This is a genomic window from Acinetobacter sp. CWB-G5 (assembly GCF_019209785.1).
In the GTDB taxonomy this organism is placed as follows: Bacteria; Pseudomonadota; Gammaproteobacteria; order Pseudomonadales; family Moraxellaceae; genus Acinetobacter; species Acinetobacter johnsonii.
This window is the reverse complement of the sequence record NZ_JAHUTF010000005.1, coordinates 144331-162712: the sequence shown is the minus strand read 5'-3', so window position 1 is coordinate 162712 and position 18382 is coordinate 144331. Positions and strand designations below refer to the sequence as shown.

The window sequence follows — 18382 nt, the reverse complement described above, 5'->3', positions numbered from 1 at the left end:
ACGTTCTCCTTAAATCCAAGCGTGGCGAGCAGGGAAAGTGTTGTTCAAATAGTAGTTACCCAGTGCATGCAGCTTCCAGCGGATCGGGTCGTGTAAGGTATGCACACGTGCATTGCGCCAATGTTGATCTAAATTATGTTGGCTTAGGCTCGAACGACTGCCGCCAAGCTCTAGGAGCTTTTCAGAAATTTGTAGTGCAGCATCATTGGCATAGACCTTTGCTTCAGCGACTAAAATAGAGGCTTTAGCTGCTTGTTCGGCACTGACAACGCTCAGTTGGTCGAGCTCATCTAAATATTCAGCAGCTTCATCGAGCAGTAGGATAGCGGCATCTAACAGGACTGCGGATTTGCCGACTTCTTGTAAGGTGTAATGTTCAAAACTGGCTTTCTCAACTTGCGCATCGACAATTGGTCGGGCTTTTTTAACTGCTGACAAAGTATCTTCAAATGCAGCTTCTGCAATACCGACATCAATCGCAACTTGCATTAACTGCGAGAAAGCACCACGGTAATTGACGTCTTCAACCAGTTTCCGCTCATCAAAGATAAGTAGTGGATCGACTTCAACCCGCTGTAATTTTACTGTACCGCTTGAAGTTGTACGCTGACCAAAACCATTCCAGTTATCGATAACTTCCACACCTAGTGCTGTGGCATCAACAATAGTCAGTACCACATATCCTTCAGGGTGAATGGCTTTAATGGCTAACCAATGGGCAAAGCTACTGCCTGTAGAGTAGAATTTTTCACCATCGACATAGTAACGACCATTCTCCATGCTTAATGTTGTACTCAGAGTTTTAGTGTCTTTGGTGTTTCGTTCGGGGCCGCCATTGGCAAGGCGTTTACCGTTTAATATTTCATTAAAAATAAACTGTTTTTGTTGTTCGCTGCCCAAGAGATCAATCATGTTGAGCAGCGCAATTTGGTTTTGTGGAATTTGACCGACACTTGAGTCGGCTTTATTAATAATGCGAAAAACCTGAGCTAAGGTTTTGTTGGAAACAAATGCGCCTCCAAAAGCTTGAGGAATACGAATACCGCCTAATCCTTTTTGGCTAAATAACTCGACCTCAGCAAAAGGAAGCTGACGGTTCTGATCACGTTGATCCCGACCTTCTAAGGCAAAGTCAGCGACATGATAGGCTGCATTAATCGCATCCTGATCATTTTGTATCACGTGAATATTTTTAGAGAGTGTATGAGACATAAAAGCACCTTTACTTAATGCCTATACGCTACTTGGGATTGCTTGAATGATTAAATGAAGGATTTTGAATTACTTAGCAGCTAAAAAGTTAAAAATAAAATATGCTAAGTTTAATCATTTAGATGATATGTTAAGAATTTGAAAAATAAGGAATAACTAATTTAACTGAGGGCTGAATGGGATGATCAAAGTCTTACTTATCAAGATTTGAGATATTGTAGAGAAAAAAATGTATAAATTTGATAAAGGCTGTTGAACATTTGCTAGGCAGTTTTGAGTAAAAAGTACATTGTAAATCCTAAATACAGTGACTAAAGTATCCAACTGAAATAGATGGCTTTTCTGAAAAGCCAAAATAGAAAAATAAATGTGGAGCATTTATGAGAACTTTATACCAGTTTCCTTTATCTCATTTTTGTGAGAAAGCTCGCTGGTTGCTCGATCATAAAGAGCTAGATTTTGTCGCACAAAATGTGGTGCCTGGGGTTCACCGGGCATTTGCACAGTTAAAGACCGGTCAAAATAAACTGCCTATTTTGCGTGATCAGGACAAATGGGTCGCTGATACTACCGAGATTGCACTATATCTTGATGAGCGTTATCCAGAACATCGACTGTTACGTAATGAAGCACAGCTTCGTAAAGAGGCTTTAGATGTTAATACGTTAGCCAATGATTTGGGATTGCATGTCCGTCGTTGGGGGTTGGCACATGCATTGTCCGATAACGATCAATCATTACAGATTATGTTGGGCGAAAAGGGGTATTTACGTAAATTTGAAAAATACACCAAACCTTTAATGAAAACATTGATGTCGAAAGGCTATGAGTTGAATGCAGAGAAAATAGAGCATTCCAAAGCCGAAATGCAGCGTTTAATTGAAGTATTGAATGAGAAGTTAATTGCTAATCATGGACGTTACTTTGTCGAGGATCGTTTAGGTTTGGCCGATATTGCTGTGTGTTCGATGTTGGCGCCTGTGCTGGAAATTAAAGGGACACCTTGGGAAAAAGACCATGAGGAAAGTCTATCTGAAGAATTTAGTGCTTATAAAACCTATTTAACCAATTTACCCTTGGGGCAGTATGTTTTAAGAGTCTATCAAACCGAGCGCAATGCTCGAGTCGACTGGCGCGGCGTTTAAAATAAGCTTAAGCCAAACAAGGCAAGGGTGATGTGTGATACAGACAGCCTTTGCCTTTCTTGTATTTTCAATATCACGATTTATAGAAGCTGAATAGAAATTTTCTCAGTTGATTTGCAACTTTGTAAAAGATCATGGCACTCTTTGTTTGAAAAAGCTGATATCTTTTTATCAATCTCAAAATATATGAAAAAAAATGCAAATAAGCTTTATCTTTCATTTGAAATGCTTAATATAAAATAAACACCTATAAACATAAGTTGTCATGAGAGTTAAATAATGGAATTAGATCGTTTTGATAAGCAAATTTTAGAAATTTTAAGTAATGAAGATATCAATCTAAACGAATTATCAGAGCGTATTAATCTATCGGTCAGTTCAGTACATCGTCGTATTAAGCACCTCATTGATAACGACATTATGACCAAAGTTAAGCGTGATATTAACTATCAAAAGCTCGGTTTTAGTCTACATGTTTTACTCCAAGTATCTTTGAGCAAGCACGATACCGACACTTTTTCCAAGTTTTTAGAAGAGCTAGAAAATATTCCTGAAGTGACCAATGCCTTTTTAGTGACAGGGCAATCGGCAGACTTTATCGTTGAAGTTGTTGCAAGAGATATGGAAAACTATAGTGATATTTTACTCAAACGCATTGGTAAAATCGAACATGTGGTGGCACTGCACTCAAGCTTTGTGATTAAAGAATATAACGTTTTTAACTGTAGTGGTTTGTTGAGCAAAGTCTAAGTCACGCTGAACTTGTATGAGTCTAATGAGTATTAGGCTTCCTACTTTCAAAAGTTTGCATATTATCAGCGACAATAAGAGTACATCAGCTGTGTATGTTAGAGGTGCTACAGCAGGATGATGTTACTATTCAATTGGTCGTGAAAAACGCTCGGTGGCAAAGTTTTCTGATATTTCGTGATCGTTTGTTGGAAAATCAAAAATTAGTGACGGCGTATAACCAATTAAAACAAGACAGCCAATATTTAACGATGGATGAATATCGATCTAAAAAAGCAAAATTTATTGAAAGTGTATTCAATCAGCCATAAAAAATGCGCTCTCAAAGTTATGTTTGAGAACGCATTTTTATAAAGCAGTAGATTAGGCGTCTAATTCTGCCAATACCGCGTCAGAGAATTCAACGTTGGTATATACGTTTTGTACATCATCTAAATCTTCAAGCATATCAATCATTTTCATAATCTTTTTCGCTTGGTCGATATCGGTAATTTCGGCTTTAGTTGAAGGGCTCATGACCACTTCAGCATTGTCCGATTTTAAACCTGCGGCAGTTAATGCATCTTGTACATCACCAAAAGATTCAGGTGTAGTAATGACTAAGATTTCATCTTCATCGACTTCGATATCTTCAGCACCTGCTTCAAGTGCCACGTCCATGATTTGATCTTCTAAAGATACATCTTCAAAAGTGATCTCACCACGTTTTGTGAACAAGAAAGCAACTGAACCGTTTGTGCCTAAGTTACCATCTGTTTTTGAGAAACAGTGACGGACATCCGGTACAGTACGGTTTAAGTTGTCAGTCATAGTTTCTACAATAACTGCAACTCCACCAACACCATAACCTTCGTAGGTAATTTCTTTTAAATCATCGTTATCTTCACCACCAGCACCACGTTGGATTGCACGGTTGATGACGTCACGTGTCATATTTACAGAAAGTGCTTTTTCTACAACTGCACGAAGACGTGGGTTGCTTGCAGCATCACCACCGCCAAGCTTTGCAGCAGTTGTTAATTCACGAATAAATTTGGTAAAAAGTTTACCACGGCTAGCATCTTGTTTTGCTTTACGATGCTTAATATTGGCCCACTTGGAATGACCCGCCATGCGAAATATGCTCCTTGTAGATTGGCTTTGTGCCTATCAAATTGTGCAAATTCTACCATAAGCACTTTTTTATGCGAAAGTAGGTGTTTTTCTGAAAATTGCCTGAACAAACAAAAAAAGAATTAAAGTTGTTTGAAATAAAGCCAGTTATTTCAAATTTATCTTGTAAAGGCCAGTTTACTTTAAAAATTAACCGCTGGTAAGAACTCACAGAGACCTAAAAGAATAGGGTTTTCACATTCTTTTAGGTTAATTAAACGATCTTATTGTGCAGAAGTTTTAGATTCAGGAATTTCAATATCTAAACCAACATGCTCTTTATAAAGTGCTTTAATAAGCGCTAAGTCATGATCTAGGTCTGTTGGGTAGATTTTTCCAAAAATACCGCCTTGCTTAGTTTTTGAGTTCGCGTACATCAGCACAATAGGGACATTTGCTGCTTTAGCAATATGCCAAAATCCAGTACGAATAGGTTTACGTACTTCACCTGTTTTGGCACGTGTCGCTTCAGGTGCAATGACTAAATTGAATTTTTCATTTTGGCTAAAGTGTTCAACCATTTGAGACACAATGTCTTTATTTGACTTACGATCGACCGCGATACCACCAATGGCTTCGAGTATGGGCTTCATTGGCCCTTTGAATAATTCTTTTTTAATCAGGGTATGGATTTTCATATCGTAGATTTGAAAAATCGCCAGTGACAAGACAGCATCCAACATAGAGGTATGTTCAAAACCAATAATGACTTGCTTGTCTTCCAAAACGTTTGGTTCTACATGATATTTCCAGCCTGCGAGTTTAAACGCAGACTCACCAATGAATTTTTTTAACATGAGCATAAAAATACAAGTGTTTTTTAAAGAGGCTAATGTCTGCTTGTTTGCGGTTTGAGTCAAGTCCTACTTGATTGCACTTACCACTTTTATGAATCGGCTTGAATCCTAAGTAGTTGAACAAGGAGAGGGTAAGAATTGAACACTAAGATGTTTTAAATCTAATCAAATAGAAAATAAATATGGTGAAAATGAAAATACCACTATTCATAAGCTAAATGACAGATTAGACTTTGGTCTAAGACTAAAGTGTGCATTTTCACACTTTAACTTTGGTTTAACAAAGTTCAGGATTGTTAGAATGGCTTATCTTTCGACTTTTTTATGTGCAATAATTCTCTTTGCTTTGGTTGTTTTATGGTCAATTGTTGAGTTTTTCATTGAGTCACGAAAAAAAGAAGAAGCCAGTATTTAGTTTTTATCCAATTTAATTAAATTTTATTATTCTAGTATTTATAAGTGCTTTTGAGTCTTATTATGTAACTCAAAGATCGTGAAAGATCTGATATGTCAGTTTGATGATGTAAATTTCCCTGATTGTTTGGATAGTGTACAACCATGTATGAAAAAGCTTGTCTTTTGAAAAAATCTTCGCTAGTATTCATTTCGCCTGAACTTGTTGATATATAACAAATTCAGTATATTAGGGCCTATAGCTCAGTTGGTTAGAGCAGCGGACTCATAATCCGTTGGTCCACAGTTCAAGTCTGTGTGGGCCCACCATATATATCAACCACTTAGGTGTATTAATCCTAAGTGGTTTTTTTATAGTTAATTTCTTGTAAGCACTATGTAAACAATAAAAAAATCAGAAAGCTTACATACTTATAATGTTGTCTTGTCATTGAATTTCATTTTGAAGGTTTTAATTCTGACTTATGACCATCTGAATCAATCTCATATTTCCTAAATGTCTTTTTAATATAGAGATTGGCTAAGGCAAGTTTGGTCTCTATGAGGGCTTATTTGGTGAATCCGTTACTCATTTTTTTCTCGTTTATAATTGGCGGGCTTGTAATATTAGTGTTCTGGAAAATATTACTAAAAGATATTTACTATAAGATCTGTAGGTCTATAAGAGGCAAAGAGACAGAGGCTGAAATTGTTTATTACTTAGATTCTTTTATTAAAGTTCAATATCAACCGCTATTTTTTATGCAGTTGCGTCTCAACATCGATGGAAATGAAATTCTCACGGAGAAATTTAAAGTGATCATGAGAAAAAGTGATACTGCAAAATATGCTGTTGGAAAAAGCGTAAAAATCAAATACGACCCTAAAAATATTGAAAATGTCATAATACTAAATGTAATTGAAGATCTATAAATAACTCATGTCTAAAACTTTAGTGACTATTCATCATTTAAAATTTCAAGTTATCAAGCCGTGCTGATAAGTTGAATGAAGCTTTATGCAAGCTATTGCATAAAGCTTCGTTATTATTAATTATAAGTGATTGAATATTATATAGAATTTAGGAGTCAACAGATTGGGCTTTATCTGGTAAAGCTCGCCAAACAAAGACAGAGAGAATTAAAAACATCACACCTGAAATAGTGAGCACTTTACTATGTGAATGAATAAAAGCGTCTGAAGCTGCTTGTTTAAGCTCTTGGATCAACGCTGGGTCCAAATGTCGAAGCAGTGAGATCGCTTCACCAATTGAAGAGCTTGCCTCAGTAAGCATATTTGCAGGTAGCATCTCTGGTAAAACAATGGCTTGGGCATAGAATAATGAAAGTAACAATCCAAAAATAGCAACTCCCAAACCAGCCCCGAGCTCATAAGCCATACCCTCAATTGCTCCAGCTGCGGTTGCTTTTTCAGGGGAAACGGCAGACATAATGGCTGCTGTAGAAGACAATAATGCAATTTCAACACTGATACCCATCAACACCATCCATACCCAAGCTTGAATATAATGTGCACCAAAATCGGTCATGGCTAAACCAAAGAAACATACAGCACACATCAACATGCCCACTGTCGCTACAGGACGTAAACCGTAATGATTCATCAGAACACTGGTGAAAGGCCCGCCAATACTGATAGCAATCATAAACGGTAAAATAAAGAGGCCCGCTTCAAGCGGTGTATAGCCATACACAAACTGTAATTCTTGAGAAAGCAATAATTCAAAACCAACCAGTGCAATCATGGCGACCATTGCCATCACAATACTGGTTGAAATGACAGGATTCTTAAACAAGCTAAAGTCAATCATCGGTTGAACTGCACGAAGTTGATGCCGAACGAAGCCTACCAATAAGCATAATCCAATAGCAAAAACCAACACTATCCAAAAACTAAAAGCGTAGATCGAGGTTTTAATCGAATAGATCAGCATTAAAATTGCGATCACTAAGATCAATGCTTGTAACAGGTTCAAAGGCTGTTTGGTTTGCACTGTTTGTTTAGGGACCAGCCATATAGTCAAAATGAGTACAAGAATAATAATAGGCACATTAATGAGGAATACCGCACCCCATGAAAAGTGTTCCAATATAAAGCCACCTAAAAGTGGACCAAAAGCAGCACCACCACCGCCAACGGTTCCCCAAACTCCTAAAGCATAATTTCGCTGTTTTTCATCTAAGAAGGTGTTTCGAACACCAGCCAAAGTTGCCGGTAAAATCATGGCTGCCCCGACACCTAAAAAGGCTCTGGCTGCAATCAACATATAGGCTGAATTTGCACAGGCCGCCATCAATGACGCTACACCAAAAATACTTGCTCCAATTAACATCAGGCGCTTAAAGCCAATGCGATCTCCCAACGCGCCCATTGGCAGAATTAGACCAGCCATAATCAGCGAATAAATATCGATGACCCATAACATTTCATTAGCTGACAAAGAGAGTGTTGAACTCAATGTCGGGATCGCAACGTGGAGTACTGTTGCATCAATCGAAACAGGTAAATAAATGAGTACGATGATTGCCAAAATCACCCATTTGCGGGACATAAAACACCTAATTAAAGTTGGACGCTTGTTCAAGTTTGCTTATTATATCCATACTTGAACAAGTGTCCAACTTTGTTTAATATCTGTTTTGTAAACTCTGTTGAATACTAATGCAATGAACTATTTAAACCGTGAACAGCGTCGTACGATGATTTTAGATGCAGCAAAACGCGTAGCACTACTAGAAGGGCTTAATGGTTTAACTGTGCGTAGGATTGCCGCTGAAGCCCAAGTTTCGACTGGACAAGTGCATCATCATTTTCAATCAAGCTCACACTTAAAAGCCGAAGTATTTATTGAGTTGATGAATCAGCTTGATCAAGTGGAAGATCAAATCACAACCAATAGTAGTCTTGAACGCCTATTTTTATTGCTCGGCGTTGAAAATATTGAACAAACACAACCTTATTTACGTTTATGGAATGAGGCTGAGATACTAATTGAACAGGATCAGGAAATTAAAAAAGCTTATAACGTGACAATGGAACAATGGCATAACTCTTTAGTGGCTACCATTGAGCAGGGGATTATTCAGCAAGAATTTAAAGTTTCTACAGCAAGTTCTAGTCAAGACATTGCATGGCGGCTGATAGCTTTTGTCTGCGGTTTAGAAGGGATCTATCAACTCGGCTTAAAGGGCTTAGATCAGCATTCTTTTAAGCACCATGTTGAAATGGTACTTAAAATGGAACTGTTTAAATAAAAGTAAATTTCAGCTCGATGTTTCATTGTTTAAGACATTCGGTCTTCGTATACCATGAGCTTTTGTTTAATCAACATTAGTCCAGCACGTGGGAGAATCTGCACCTCGTGCCTTGTCGAGAGAGTCATACCTGCTAAATCATCTAATTCTTATCTCTATTTTTAGTATCGAGCTCTAAGATGGTTTGAAAATAAAAAGTCACGGGACGTTCAGTGGTGACTTGCCGTTGCACAAATTTGGTGAGCTGCTGGATACTTTAAAGTGCAGCATGAATTAATAAATTTGTTCTAAGAAGTATTCATGTCAAATGTAACCATATAAGTATTTAAATCAATGCTGGTTGCAATAAAAATGATTGATTTTGAAGAATTTATGTGTAAAAGGGCTTAAGCTGGTTGGATAGTCTAGCTACATAGCGATGTCGTAAAATGCTAAGTGAATGTCGCCTTATGTAAAGTGTTGCTCTATTGAGTGTTGTAGTTTTGATGTGTGATTAATCACTGAATAAAAATATAGCATGGATAGAAAAATGACGTCGAATAAAGCAATACGATTCTATGGATCGGGTGTTCCTGAAGTAATGCGCTACGAAGATATAGAAGTAGGAAAGCCAGCCGCAGGGCAAGTTCTTCTACGTCATGTGGCAGTAGGGCTAAATTATGCTGACACTTATTTCCGTGACGGTACATACCAAATTCCACTGCCAAATGGCATGGGCGTAGAGGCTTCTGGTGTGATTGAGGCCGTAGGTGAGGGGGTTACCGACTTTCAAATGGGCGACCGTGTCACTTATACCGGCTTTTTAAATACCTTGGGTGCTTACAGCACATCACGATTAATTGACGCAAATGTTCTGATCAAACTTCCTGAAGGTATCTCATGTGAAACTGCGGCTGCCATGACCATGCGCGGTTTGACGTCTGCCTATCTCATGCGTCGTATTTATGATTTTAAAAAGGGTGACACGATTTTATTGCATGCCGCGGCAGGTGGTGTGGGTTTAATCGTTTCACAGTGGGCAAAGTTGCTGGGTTTAACCGTGATTGGTACAACGTCATCTGACGAAAAAGCGGCGATTGCAAAAGCTTATGGTTGTAACCATGTCATTAACTATAGCCATGAAAATGTAGCAGAGCGTGTGCGCGAATTAACTCATGGCATCGGTGTCAATGTGGTCTTTGATAGTGTGGGCAAAGATACCTTTATGTCGTCATTAGATTCATTAAAGCGTCGCGGTTTAATGGTGTGCGTGGGTACTGCATCAGGGCCGATTCCAGATTTCAATCCAGTGCTGCTTGCTATGAAAGGCTCGCTTTATATCACGCGCCCTGCGCTAGCAGATTACATTGCTGACCCTGCTGAAAAGCAAGCTTTGGCCAATGAGCTGTTTGACCATGTCGCAAGTGGCCGAATCAAAATTGAAATTAATCAGCGTTATGAACTTAAAGATGCCGTGCAAGCACATCGTGATTTAGAGGCACGTAAAACAACGGGTTCATCTATTTTCGTAATTTAAGTTTGTTATTAGAAAGGATTTCTTATGCAAATTGAACAATTAAGCTGCAATATTGGCGCAGAGCTCAGCGGCATAAATTTGGCAGATGCGATACACGATCAAGATTTATTTAGTGAAATTCGCTCGAACCTTCTTAAGCATCGGGTCTTGTTTTTTCGAGATCAAGATTTAACCCGTGCTGAACATGTGGCATTTGCAGAGCGTTTTGGGCAATTGGAAGATCATCCAGCTGTCGGTAGTCACCCAGATCATCCAGGTTTGGTGCAAATTTATAAAAGCCCAGATAGCCCAATTGACCGTTATGAAAATGCTTGGCATAGCGATGCCAGCTGGCGTGAAATTCCCCCAATGGGTTGCGTATTACGTTGTGTCGAAGCGCCACAGGTCGGTGGAGATACCATGTGGACCAATATGATTTTGGCTTATGAAAACTTACCTGAAGAGATCAAAGCTAAAATTGATGGTTTGCGTGCACGTCATAGTATCGAAGCGAGCTTTGGTGCAGCAATGCCAATTGAAAAGCGTTTAGCATTGAAAGCGCAGTTCCCCGATGCCGAACATCCAGTGGTACGGACTCACCCAGAAACAGGCGAAAAAATCCTGTATGTGAATGCATTTACCACGCATTTTACCAACTACCACACCAAAGAGCGCGTTCGTTTTGGGCAAGATGCCAATCCTGGCGCAGCAGATTTACTACGCTACCTCATTTCACAAGCCTCAATTCCAGAATACCAAGTTCGTTGGCGCTGGAAGCCAAACAGTATTGCCATTTGGGATAACCGTAGCACACAGCATTATGCTGTGATGGACTATCCTGCATGCCACCGAAAAATGGAACGTGCGGGCATTATTGGCGACCAGACTTACTAAGTCTGAACATTAAAATACTTAACTAAATTCACAATTTGAACACTAATAAAGGGAGATGCACATGCAATTCTTTGACGATTCTTTGCACCCAGAAAATATGGATAAAGTGGTGATTACGGTTGCGCCTTATGGCCCAGAGTGGATGCCAGAAGATTTTCCAGAAGACATTCCTGTCACGATGGACGAGCAAATTCAAAAAGCAGTGGAGTGCTATGAAGCAGGGGCAACCGTACTTCACTTGCATGTACGTGAGCTGGATGGCAAAGGCTCAAAGCGCTTATCTAAGTTCAATGAGCTAATCGCAGGCGTGCGTGAAGCGGTACCTGACATGATTATTCAGGTCGGTGGCTCAATTTCATTTGCACCTGAAAGCGAAGGTGAAGCTGCGCTTTGGCTCAGTGATGATACCCGTCATATGTTGGCAGAACTGACCCCAAAACCTGATCAGGTGACGGTTGCAGTCAACACCACGCAAATGAATATTATGGAGCTGTTGTACCCAGAGTATTTAAAAGGCACGTCACTTGAGCATCCTGCAATTCAAGAAGCTTATGCAGAAATGACCGTACCTGCGGGACCTGCATGGTTGACTGAACACTTAAAGCGTCTAACTCAAAATGGCATTCAGCCACACTTTCAGTTAACTGGTATGCACGGCTTAGAAACCTTAGAGCGTATGGTACGTAAAGGCTTATACATGGGGCCATTGAACCTGACATGGATTGGTATTGGTGGTGGTTTTGATGGTCCAAATCCATTTAACTTCTTTAACTTTATTCACCGTGTTCCAGACGGCTGCACTTTAACCTCAGAATCATTACTGAAAAATGTTTTGCCGTTCAACACCATGTCTATGGCGATGGGTTTGCATGCACGTGTGGGGAATGAAGATACGATTATTGATCACCGCGGTGAGCGTTTTGGTTCAGTGCAGCAAATTCAACAAACTGTTCGTATTGCCCATGAGCTTGGTCGTGAAGTGGCGACTGGCAAAGAAGCGCGTGAGATCTACCGCATTGGTGTGCAGTACAACAGTATTGAAGAAACCTTGCTGGCCAATGGTATGGCGCCGAACCGTAAAGCGGGTCAAAAAGGTGTTCCGCAACGTATTCATGAAGTTGCATCTGAGCAAAACTCATATGAAATGAATCGTAAAGTCGGTTAACAAGTCACGATTAAAACAAGTAAATGAACATAAGCCGAGTCAAATGGAATGTTGACTCGGACTGAGTCACAAAGATGATTGTGCTGCGGATCAAGTGCAATTTTTATGAAGAATGAGAATTAGAACGTATAAGAAACACAAGGAGGTCGTATGGGCGCGCATCAATATGCCAGTTCTACAGATGGTTTGGATACATCAATTGACGTACCACGTAAGTATGCGTGGTTGGTTTTTGCTTTAACTTTTGGTTTGCTCATCTCTGACTATATGTCACGCCAAGTGCTCAATGCGGTCTTTCCTTTGATCAAAAGTGAATGGACGCTGAGCGATAGTCAGCTGGGTTTACTCAGTGGCATTGTGGCTTTAATGGTCGGCTTATTGACGTTGCCTTTATCCATTTTGGCAGATCGATTTGGCAAGGTGAAAAGCTTAACACTCATGGCCGTGCTTTGGAGTTTGGCCACTTTAGGTTGCTCTGTCGCGGAAAACTATGAACACATGTTCATAGCGCGTTTTATGGTCGGCGTGGGTGAAGCAGCGTATGGCAGTGTTGGTATTGCTGTCGTGGTTGCGGTTTTCCCTCGCGATATGCGTGCTACTTTAGCCAGTGCTTTTATGGCGGGTGGCGTGTTCGGTTCATTTCTAGGCATGGCGCTGGGTGGTGTGATGGCCGAGCATTTTGGTTGGCGCTGGGCATTTGCAGGCATGGCCGTATTTGGTCTGATTCTGGCCTTTTTATATCCAGTCATTGTGAAAGAAACAAAAATTGGCAAGACTTGCCGTCAACTTCGCGCAGAACAAAAACACGATAAATCGGCCAACCCATTACGTTCTATTTATTCAAGCCGCTCAGTCATTGCGACTTATATTGGCAGTGGTTTGCAGTTGTTTGTGGGTGGTACGGTGATCGTTTGGTTCCCGAGTTATCTCAACCGTTACTACGGTATGAGCACCGATAAAGCTGGGTTAATTGCAGCCATTATCGTACTCAGTAGCGCAGTGGGCACCATTCTCTGCGGTATGTTGTGTGACCGTTTAGGCCGAGATCGCCCCGTTCGCAAAGTGACTTTAGCCATTGCATTTTGCTTGATTGGCTGTGTGTTGTTATCCATTGCATTTGCAATGCCTGCGGGTAATGCACAGTTACTCATGATCTGCCTTGGGATGTTCATTGCGCTTGGCACCAATGGTCCATCGAGCGCTATGGTCGCAAACCTCACACATAACTCGGTTCATAGTACCGCTTTTGCGACATTAACCTTAGCCAACAATTTCCTCGGTCTAGCTTTGGGGCCTTTAGTGGTCGGCAAAGTTTCAGACCTGATCGGATTACATAGTGCGTTTCAACTCATGCCGCTGATGAGCATTGCAGCTGCGGCGGTATTTTTCTATGCAAAACAACATTATGTACGCGATGTTGCCCGTTTTAATGCGCAGGCAATACCGCTGAATATTCAACACAACCCAGCATTAGATACGGATGATAAGTGATGACTCGTGAAATCAATATTGAAGTTTTTTTTGATTTTATTTGCCCGTGGTGCATGATCGGGAAACGTCAGTTACAGGTCGCAATAGAAAAATTACGATATAGCCATCCCGACGTCATTGTGAAACTTCAGTGGAAGGGGGTGCAGCTTTTGCCACATATTCCTGTGGATGGCATTCCTTTTAATGCATTTTACTTACAAAGACTGGGCAGTATGACTGCTGTCCGCATGCGCCAAGCACAAGTTCGTGAGGCGGCTAAAGCGGTTTCAATTGATATCGACTTTGACCGTATTCCACGTATGCCAAATACAGCCAAAGCACATAGTTTTTATGCAAATGCAAACAAAATATGTGATGCAGCCCAGAGTGATCGACTGCTCGAAGGGCTATATTCAGCCTATTTTCACCATTCTGAAAATATTAGTGACACTGAGGTGTTGCGTAAAATTGCCACGTATTGTGGTTTTTCTGAAGAGCTGATTGAGGAGCTCTTACAGAAACCGCATATGCCATTTTTTAATGGTGATACGGGAGGGAAAGGCGTGCCGTATTTTGTTTTTGATCGTAGCTTTGCCATGGTCGGTGCCCGTCCTGAGGATGAACTTTATCAAGCCATGCTCGATGTTCTGGTCGAACGGAGAGAAATAGCATGACTACACATTTTGAAGTCCCTCAAGCCAAAGTTCCTGCTTTAGATGAACGTTGCTTCTTGCAAGTTGGTGATAAGACATTGGCTTTGTTTAACGTTGCGCATCAGCTATATGCCATTGATGACAGTTGCCCACACCAAGGTGCGTCCTTATGTGGCGGCAAGTTAGAGGGAAAAGTCATCCAATGTTGTGCGCACGGGCTGCGTTTTGACTTGGCCAGTGGCTACCTCCTCAATTCCACGAAACTCCGTGTTGCGTCTTATCCTGTACAGAAGGTTGGAGAACAGGTGTTGATCGTGCTAGATAGCGGAGAACAACATGAATAGTTCAAGCCAATTTAGCCTCAGCTATGCAGATAATATTCGTCAAAAAGTTCAAGCCTTGGCACCTGGTTTTAGTATCAGTTTGGTGGCAGCGGCAGCGGCAAGTTTTTTATCGGAACACTATGGTGCTCCTGTCATGCTGTTTGCCTTATTACTGGGTATGGGGCTGAGCTTTTTGTCGGTTGAAGGCCGTTGTAAGGCAGGCATTGAGTTTACCGCTCGAACGGTAATGCGTATCGGCATTGCGCTGCTCGGGATGCGGATCACTTTAGCGCAAATCACTGCATTGGGTTGGCAGCCTATTGCACTCGTGATTACCTTAATTATTGTTACGATTTCAGTTTCAATCATCGTTGCAAAGTTAATAGGCTTTCAAAAACTGTTTGGTATGCTGACAGGCGGTGCAACGGCCATTTGTGGTGCTTCAGCTGCACTGGCTTTATCTGTTGCTTTACCGAACCATCCACAAAAAGAGAAGGCGACATTATTTACGGTGATTGGTGTTTCGGCGCTTTCAACCATTGCCATGATTGTGTATCCGATGATTGCAGAATGGTTGGCCTTATCACCGACTGAAGCAGGGGTATTCTTGGGCGCAACTATTCATGATGTTGCTCAGGTGGTCGGCGCGGGCTATAGCATGTCGACTGAAACTGGCGATACCGCAACGGTGGTAAAACTGATGCGTGTAGCGATGTTATTACCTGTAATTATTTGCGCAGCCATGATTACACGCATGCAAGGCGTAGAGTCTACAGGGCCGCGTCCGCCATTATTACCATGGTTTGCTGTTGGATTTTTAATTTTGGCCTGTGTAAACAGTACAGGCTGGGTGCCTGTGGTGGTTCAAGGTGGTATGAATGAGTTGTCGCGTTGGTGTTTGATTATTTCCATCAGTGCATTGGGTATGAAAACACAGTTTAAAGAACTCGCGACAGTGGGTATCAAACCGATCTTATTGATGGTGGGAGAGAGTATTTTCCTTGTGGTCTTGGTACTTTTACTGATGCATTGGATGTTCTAATGACTTTACAACATTAAGCTACTCAGTAACTTATTTGCCAGCCAGTGATTGAAGCGTACTGATTGGCAAAATGCTATGTATTACACGGACTTTTAAATAATTAAAGATGATTCATTCAAAAAGGATGAATCAGCTTTATTTTCAAGTAGATTTCTTTCACGCGCTTATTAATGTGTAGTGCCCTTATGGTCATTTCTCCAAGCTAGGGGTGAAACGCCAAACTGACCAATAAACCAACGGGTGAACGAGCTTGGCATAGAATAGCCCAAAATGTCTGAGACTTGTCCCAAAGAGTAGTTCATATTTTGCAGATAGCGGAAGACTAAAGCCCGGCGCACATCGTTGGTTAAAATACTAAAACTGGTTTGAGAGGCTTCTAATCTGCGCTGTAAGGTCCGGACATTGATTCCATGTAGATTTGCCACTTGATCTATCGTGGCACGTCCCATAGGTAAAAGGAGATAAATACTTTTTCGAATATCAAAAATGATGGAGGATTCATTTTCATTTTGCAGAAGATCAATATCAAGATAGCGCTTCGCATGATCTGCCATGGCGGTATTGGCTTGTGGGTTGGCTTTATCTAGCTCCGCTACTGTACAAACAATGCCATTAAATTCGCTACCGAACTCTAAAGTACAACCAAAAACCCGTTGGTGAATAGCCAAGTTTTGTGGTGCGTTATGAGTGAAATGTACACCCAATGGACGCCACTTTTGCGAAAGTAACATGGCACAAAAACGATGGGTGACACCCAAAGCCAATTCAATGGCTTGGCGGCTGTATTCGGTCGATGCACCAACAACTTCCAAATGAATAATCACCGTATTCCCAGCTTCTTCAATATACATCTCAAGCGCATTGTTAATGAAGTTTCTATACATAACAATGGTTTGTAGCGCATCTCGTAAAGTGTGCTGATAACTTAATAATAGACTCAATTCACCAAAGTCGGCAATCTGACGCTGTTCCGCCATAAGCAGTCCAAATACTTCGCAGCCGCTCATTTCAGCAGATTGTTCTAATAGAGCGATAGCTTTGTCGACAGGGATACGTTGTTTCGGGTCATTGAGCTGCGCAGGATTAAGCCCTGCATTAGAAAGCAAATAATAAGGATTGAAATTGAATTGTTGGCTAACATTCAAATAATTTTTGAGTACAGCCGTATGGGCAAGTGGAATCACTTTAAGCTCCCTATTTTTACTTCAGTCATCCTGACTGAACTTATTTTTAAGCAATATCCAGTACTATAAAAGTATCAGTTTCAGCACTTAGATAGTGCATTTTTTTTGATTAAAATAGGCTTTATTTTATCAAGAAACCATTCAGATTTAAAAATGACTAATTCCTATATCGAATAAGAATTAGCCTTTCAATAAAATGCGATAGCTAGAGTCTCAAACGAGAGCATTTTTCAGAGATTGCTTTGGGTGGATAAAATGACCTACCTGAGATGATCAAAATCTGAATGCGATGTTTCATTTGAGAGATTCAGTATTTTCTACCACTTAGAAACGATAGCCAACCCCGACATAAGTCACTAATGGGTCGAGATCAATCTTGGTGGTGGACTTAATTAATTGTCGGCCTGTAGAGGTGTCGGTGACAGTCACAGTTGCGACGTTATTAAAGTTAGGCATATAGCTGAGTGAACCTGTACTAAACCAACGGTCGGTAAAGTCATAGGTAAAACCTGCGGTCAGCACAGGTGCAAAGGCATCACTGGTTTTGACTTTCACCTCAGGGGTCGCTGTAGAGCTGCCTTTGCCGCCATGTAGTGCTTCACCTGCGCGGCCATTCAAAATATTGTCAATCATATAGCCCGCTTGGATGAGATCTTCTTCGACACCGCCATTGAGCTTTAATTTATTGAAATGTCCATACACCACGCCCGCACCCACAAATGGACGGAACTTATTTTTACCCGAAGTACCAAAGTGGTATTTTGCTGTGACTGCCGGTGTCCACGCAGTCACTTCAGCCACCGTGCCATGTGCACCAAGGTCTGTAATTAAAGTGTCTTTGAGCAGTTTTAAACCATCAAAATAGGTAGGTGGCGAGAACGGAGGCAGGTGAGATGAATTCGAGGTAGACAAAGCGGTTGCTCGAATTTCACCTACGCCTTTTACATCGACTTTAGGAGGAATTCCGCCCACCAGTTCTAAAGAAACATTGTCATTGACAAAATAACTCAAGGTCAGACCCAGTGTGTCGGTATCATCGATTTCCATACCACCATCAGCAGTATAGTCCGAAATGCCCGTGATATCGGCTCTAGCACCTTTCATAAAACCGTCAGGCACTTTATAGTTTGGATCTTTTTGACTATTTCTGACAAAAGATTTAAACATCAATCTGCCCAAGGAGTCGTCCAACGTGTCGCCATTTAATGCATATTTGCCTAGATCCGCACCATATAAAGACCCGACACCGTAACTGCCACCTTCTTCAACAGCGGTAGTGACATGGGTGGAGTTCGCCTTCCCCTGAGGCATGACATGCATCCAACCTGCACTAACTGCCCAACGTTTAAAGTTTGTAGAATCCGCATAAGCAAAATTTACTGACAATAGGCATGCAAAAGGCACGACTATTTTACAGATTTGACTCATTTTA

18 protein-coding genes and 1 tRNA gene are annotated in these 18382 nt (G+C 40.9%); 13 read left to right on the top strand and 6 right to left on the bottom strand.

Annotated elements, in window-relative coordinates; all coding sequences use genetic code 11:
* Positions 1–9: 9 nt before the first annotated feature.
* A complete protein-coding gene (locus KVY11_RS10745) occupies positions 10–1212 on the bottom strand; it encodes an SfnB family sulfur acquisition oxidoreductase (protein ID WP_010326588.1) in 1203 nt (400 codons plus the stop codon).
* Between the two features lie 380 nt (positions 1213–1592).
* On the opposite strand from KVY11_RS10745, the gene KVY11_RS10740 reads away from it, so the two are divergent.
* The 3 genes from KVY11_RS10740 to KVY11_RS10730 all read left to right on the top strand — a co-directional run bounded on the left by KVY11_RS10740 (position 1593) and on the right by KVY11_RS10730 (position 3418).
* Entirely contained in the window at positions 1593–2357 is a 765-nt protein-coding gene (locus KVY11_RS10740) for a glutathione S-transferase family protein (protein WP_218288919.1), read from the top strand.
* Positions 2358–2636: 279 nt separating this feature from the next.
* Entirely contained in the window at positions 2637–3107 is a 471-nt protein-coding gene (locus KVY11_RS10735; RefSeq protein ID WP_004693423.1) for an Lrp/AsnC family transcriptional regulator, read from the top strand.
* Positions 3108–3202: 95 nt separating this feature from the next.
* Positions 3203–3418 (top strand): GrpB family protein, encoded by a 216-nt coding sequence (locus KVY11_RS10730; RefSeq protein WP_010326590.1) that lies wholly within the window; start codon positions 3203–3205, stop codon positions 3416–3418.
* 52 nt (positions 3419–3470) lie between these two features.
* Here KVY11_RS10730 and KVY11_RS10725 read toward each other — a convergent pair whose 3' ends face one another.
* Together KVY11_RS10725 and KVY11_RS10720 are read right to left on the bottom strand one after the other, a co-directional pair.
* Positions 3471–4220, bottom strand: a complete 750-nt coding sequence (locus KVY11_RS10725; protein WP_004693421.1) for a YebC/PmpR family DNA-binding transcriptional regulator — start codon at positions 4218–4220, stop codon at positions 3471–3473.
* A 263-nt stretch (positions 4221–4483) separates the two neighbouring features.
* Positions 4484–5056 (bottom strand): 1-acyl-sn-glycerol-3-phosphate acyltransferase, encoded by a 573-nt coding sequence (locus KVY11_RS10720; RefSeq protein ID WP_218288918.1) that lies wholly within the window; start codon positions 5054–5056, stop codon positions 4484–4486.
* Between the two features lie 646 nt (positions 5057–5702).
* On the opposite strand from KVY11_RS10720, the gene KVY11_RS10715 reads away from it, so the two are divergent.
* Both KVY11_RS10715 and KVY11_RS10710 read left to right on the top strand, forming a co-directional pair.
* Positions 5703–5779 (top strand) — tRNA-Ile (locus KVY11_RS10715).
* Between the two features lie 246 nt (positions 5780–6025).
* Entirely contained in the window at positions 6026–6382 is a 357-nt protein-coding gene (locus KVY11_RS10710) for a hypothetical protein (RefSeq protein ID WP_218288917.1), read from the top strand.
* Between the two features lie 148 nt (positions 6383–6530).
* On the opposite strand, the gene KVY11_RS10705 is transcribed toward KVY11_RS10710, so the two are convergent.
* Entirely contained in the window at positions 6531–8021 is a 1491-nt protein-coding gene (locus KVY11_RS10705) for a SmvA family efflux MFS transporter (RefSeq protein WP_218288916.1), read from the bottom strand.
* A gap of 115 nt (positions 8022–8136) precedes the next feature.
* Here KVY11_RS10705 and KVY11_RS10700 point away from each other — a divergent pair, with 115 nt between their 5' ends.
* From KVY11_RS10700 to KVY11_RS10665, 8 genes are all read left to right on the top strand, one after another.
* Positions 8137–8724, top strand: coding sequence for a TetR family transcriptional regulator (locus KVY11_RS10700; protein ID WP_218288915.1), 588 nt, complete (start codon positions 8137–8139; stop codon positions 8722–8724).
* Positions 8725–9253: 529 nt separating this feature from the next.
* A complete protein-coding gene (locus KVY11_RS10695; RefSeq protein WP_218288914.1) occupies positions 9254–10240 on the top strand; it encodes a quinone oxidoreductase in 987 nt (328 codons plus the stop codon).
* Positions 10241–10264: 24 nt separating this feature from the next.
* The gene (locus KVY11_RS10690; protein WP_087014966.1) at positions 10265–11113 is read left to right on the top strand and encodes a TauD/TfdA family dioxygenase; all 849 of its coding nucleotides are present in this window, start codon (positions 10265–10267) and stop codon (positions 11111–11113) included.
* Between the two features lie 61 nt (positions 11114–11174).
* The gene (locus KVY11_RS10685) at positions 11175–12278 is read left to right on the top strand and encodes a 3-keto-5-aminohexanoate cleavage protein (protein ID WP_218288913.1); all 1104 of its coding nucleotides are present in this window, start codon (positions 11175–11177) and stop codon (positions 12276–12278) included.
* A gap of 150 nt (positions 12279–12428) precedes the next feature.
* Positions 12429–13769, top strand: a complete 1341-nt coding sequence (locus tag KVY11_RS10680; protein WP_218288912.1) for an MFS transporter — start codon at positions 12429–12431, stop codon at positions 13767–13769.
* Positions 13769–14422, top strand: coding sequence for a DsbA family oxidoreductase (locus KVY11_RS10675; protein ID WP_218288911.1), 654 nt, complete (start codon positions 13769–13771; stop codon positions 14420–14422). The genes KVY11_RS10680 and KVY11_RS10675 overlap by 1 nt, the downstream gene beginning before the upstream one ends.
* Positions 14419–14745 carry a Rieske 2Fe-2S domain-containing protein gene (locus KVY11_RS10670; RefSeq protein ID WP_218288910.1) on the top strand — a complete coding sequence of 109 codons (327 nt, stop codon included), beginning with the start codon at positions 14419–14421 and terminating at the stop codon, positions 14743–14745. The genes KVY11_RS10675 and KVY11_RS10670 overlap by 4 nt, the downstream gene beginning before the upstream one ends.
* Positions 14738–15766 carry a YeiH family protein gene (locus KVY11_RS10665; RefSeq protein ID WP_087014955.1) on the top strand — a complete coding sequence of 343 codons (1029 nt, stop codon included), beginning with the start codon at positions 14738–14740 and terminating at the stop codon, positions 15764–15766. Before KVY11_RS10670 ends, KVY11_RS10665 begins: the two co-directional genes overlap by 8 nt.
* Before the next feature lie 167 nt (positions 15767–15933).
* Here KVY11_RS10665 and KVY11_RS10660 read toward each other — a convergent pair whose 3' ends face one another.
* Both KVY11_RS10660 and KVY11_RS10655 read right to left on the bottom strand, forming a co-directional pair.
* Positions 15934–16950 carry an AraC family transcriptional regulator gene (locus tag KVY11_RS10660; protein ID WP_218288909.1) on the bottom strand — a complete coding sequence of 339 codons (1017 nt, stop codon included), beginning with the start codon at positions 16948–16950 and terminating at the stop codon, positions 15934–15936.
* A gap of 324 nt (positions 16951–17274) precedes the next feature.
* Positions 17275–18378, bottom strand: a complete 1104-nt coding sequence (locus KVY11_RS10655) for an OmpW family protein (RefSeq protein WP_218288908.1) — start codon at positions 18376–18378, stop codon at positions 17275–17277.
* Positions 18379–18382: the final 4 nt, after the last annotated feature.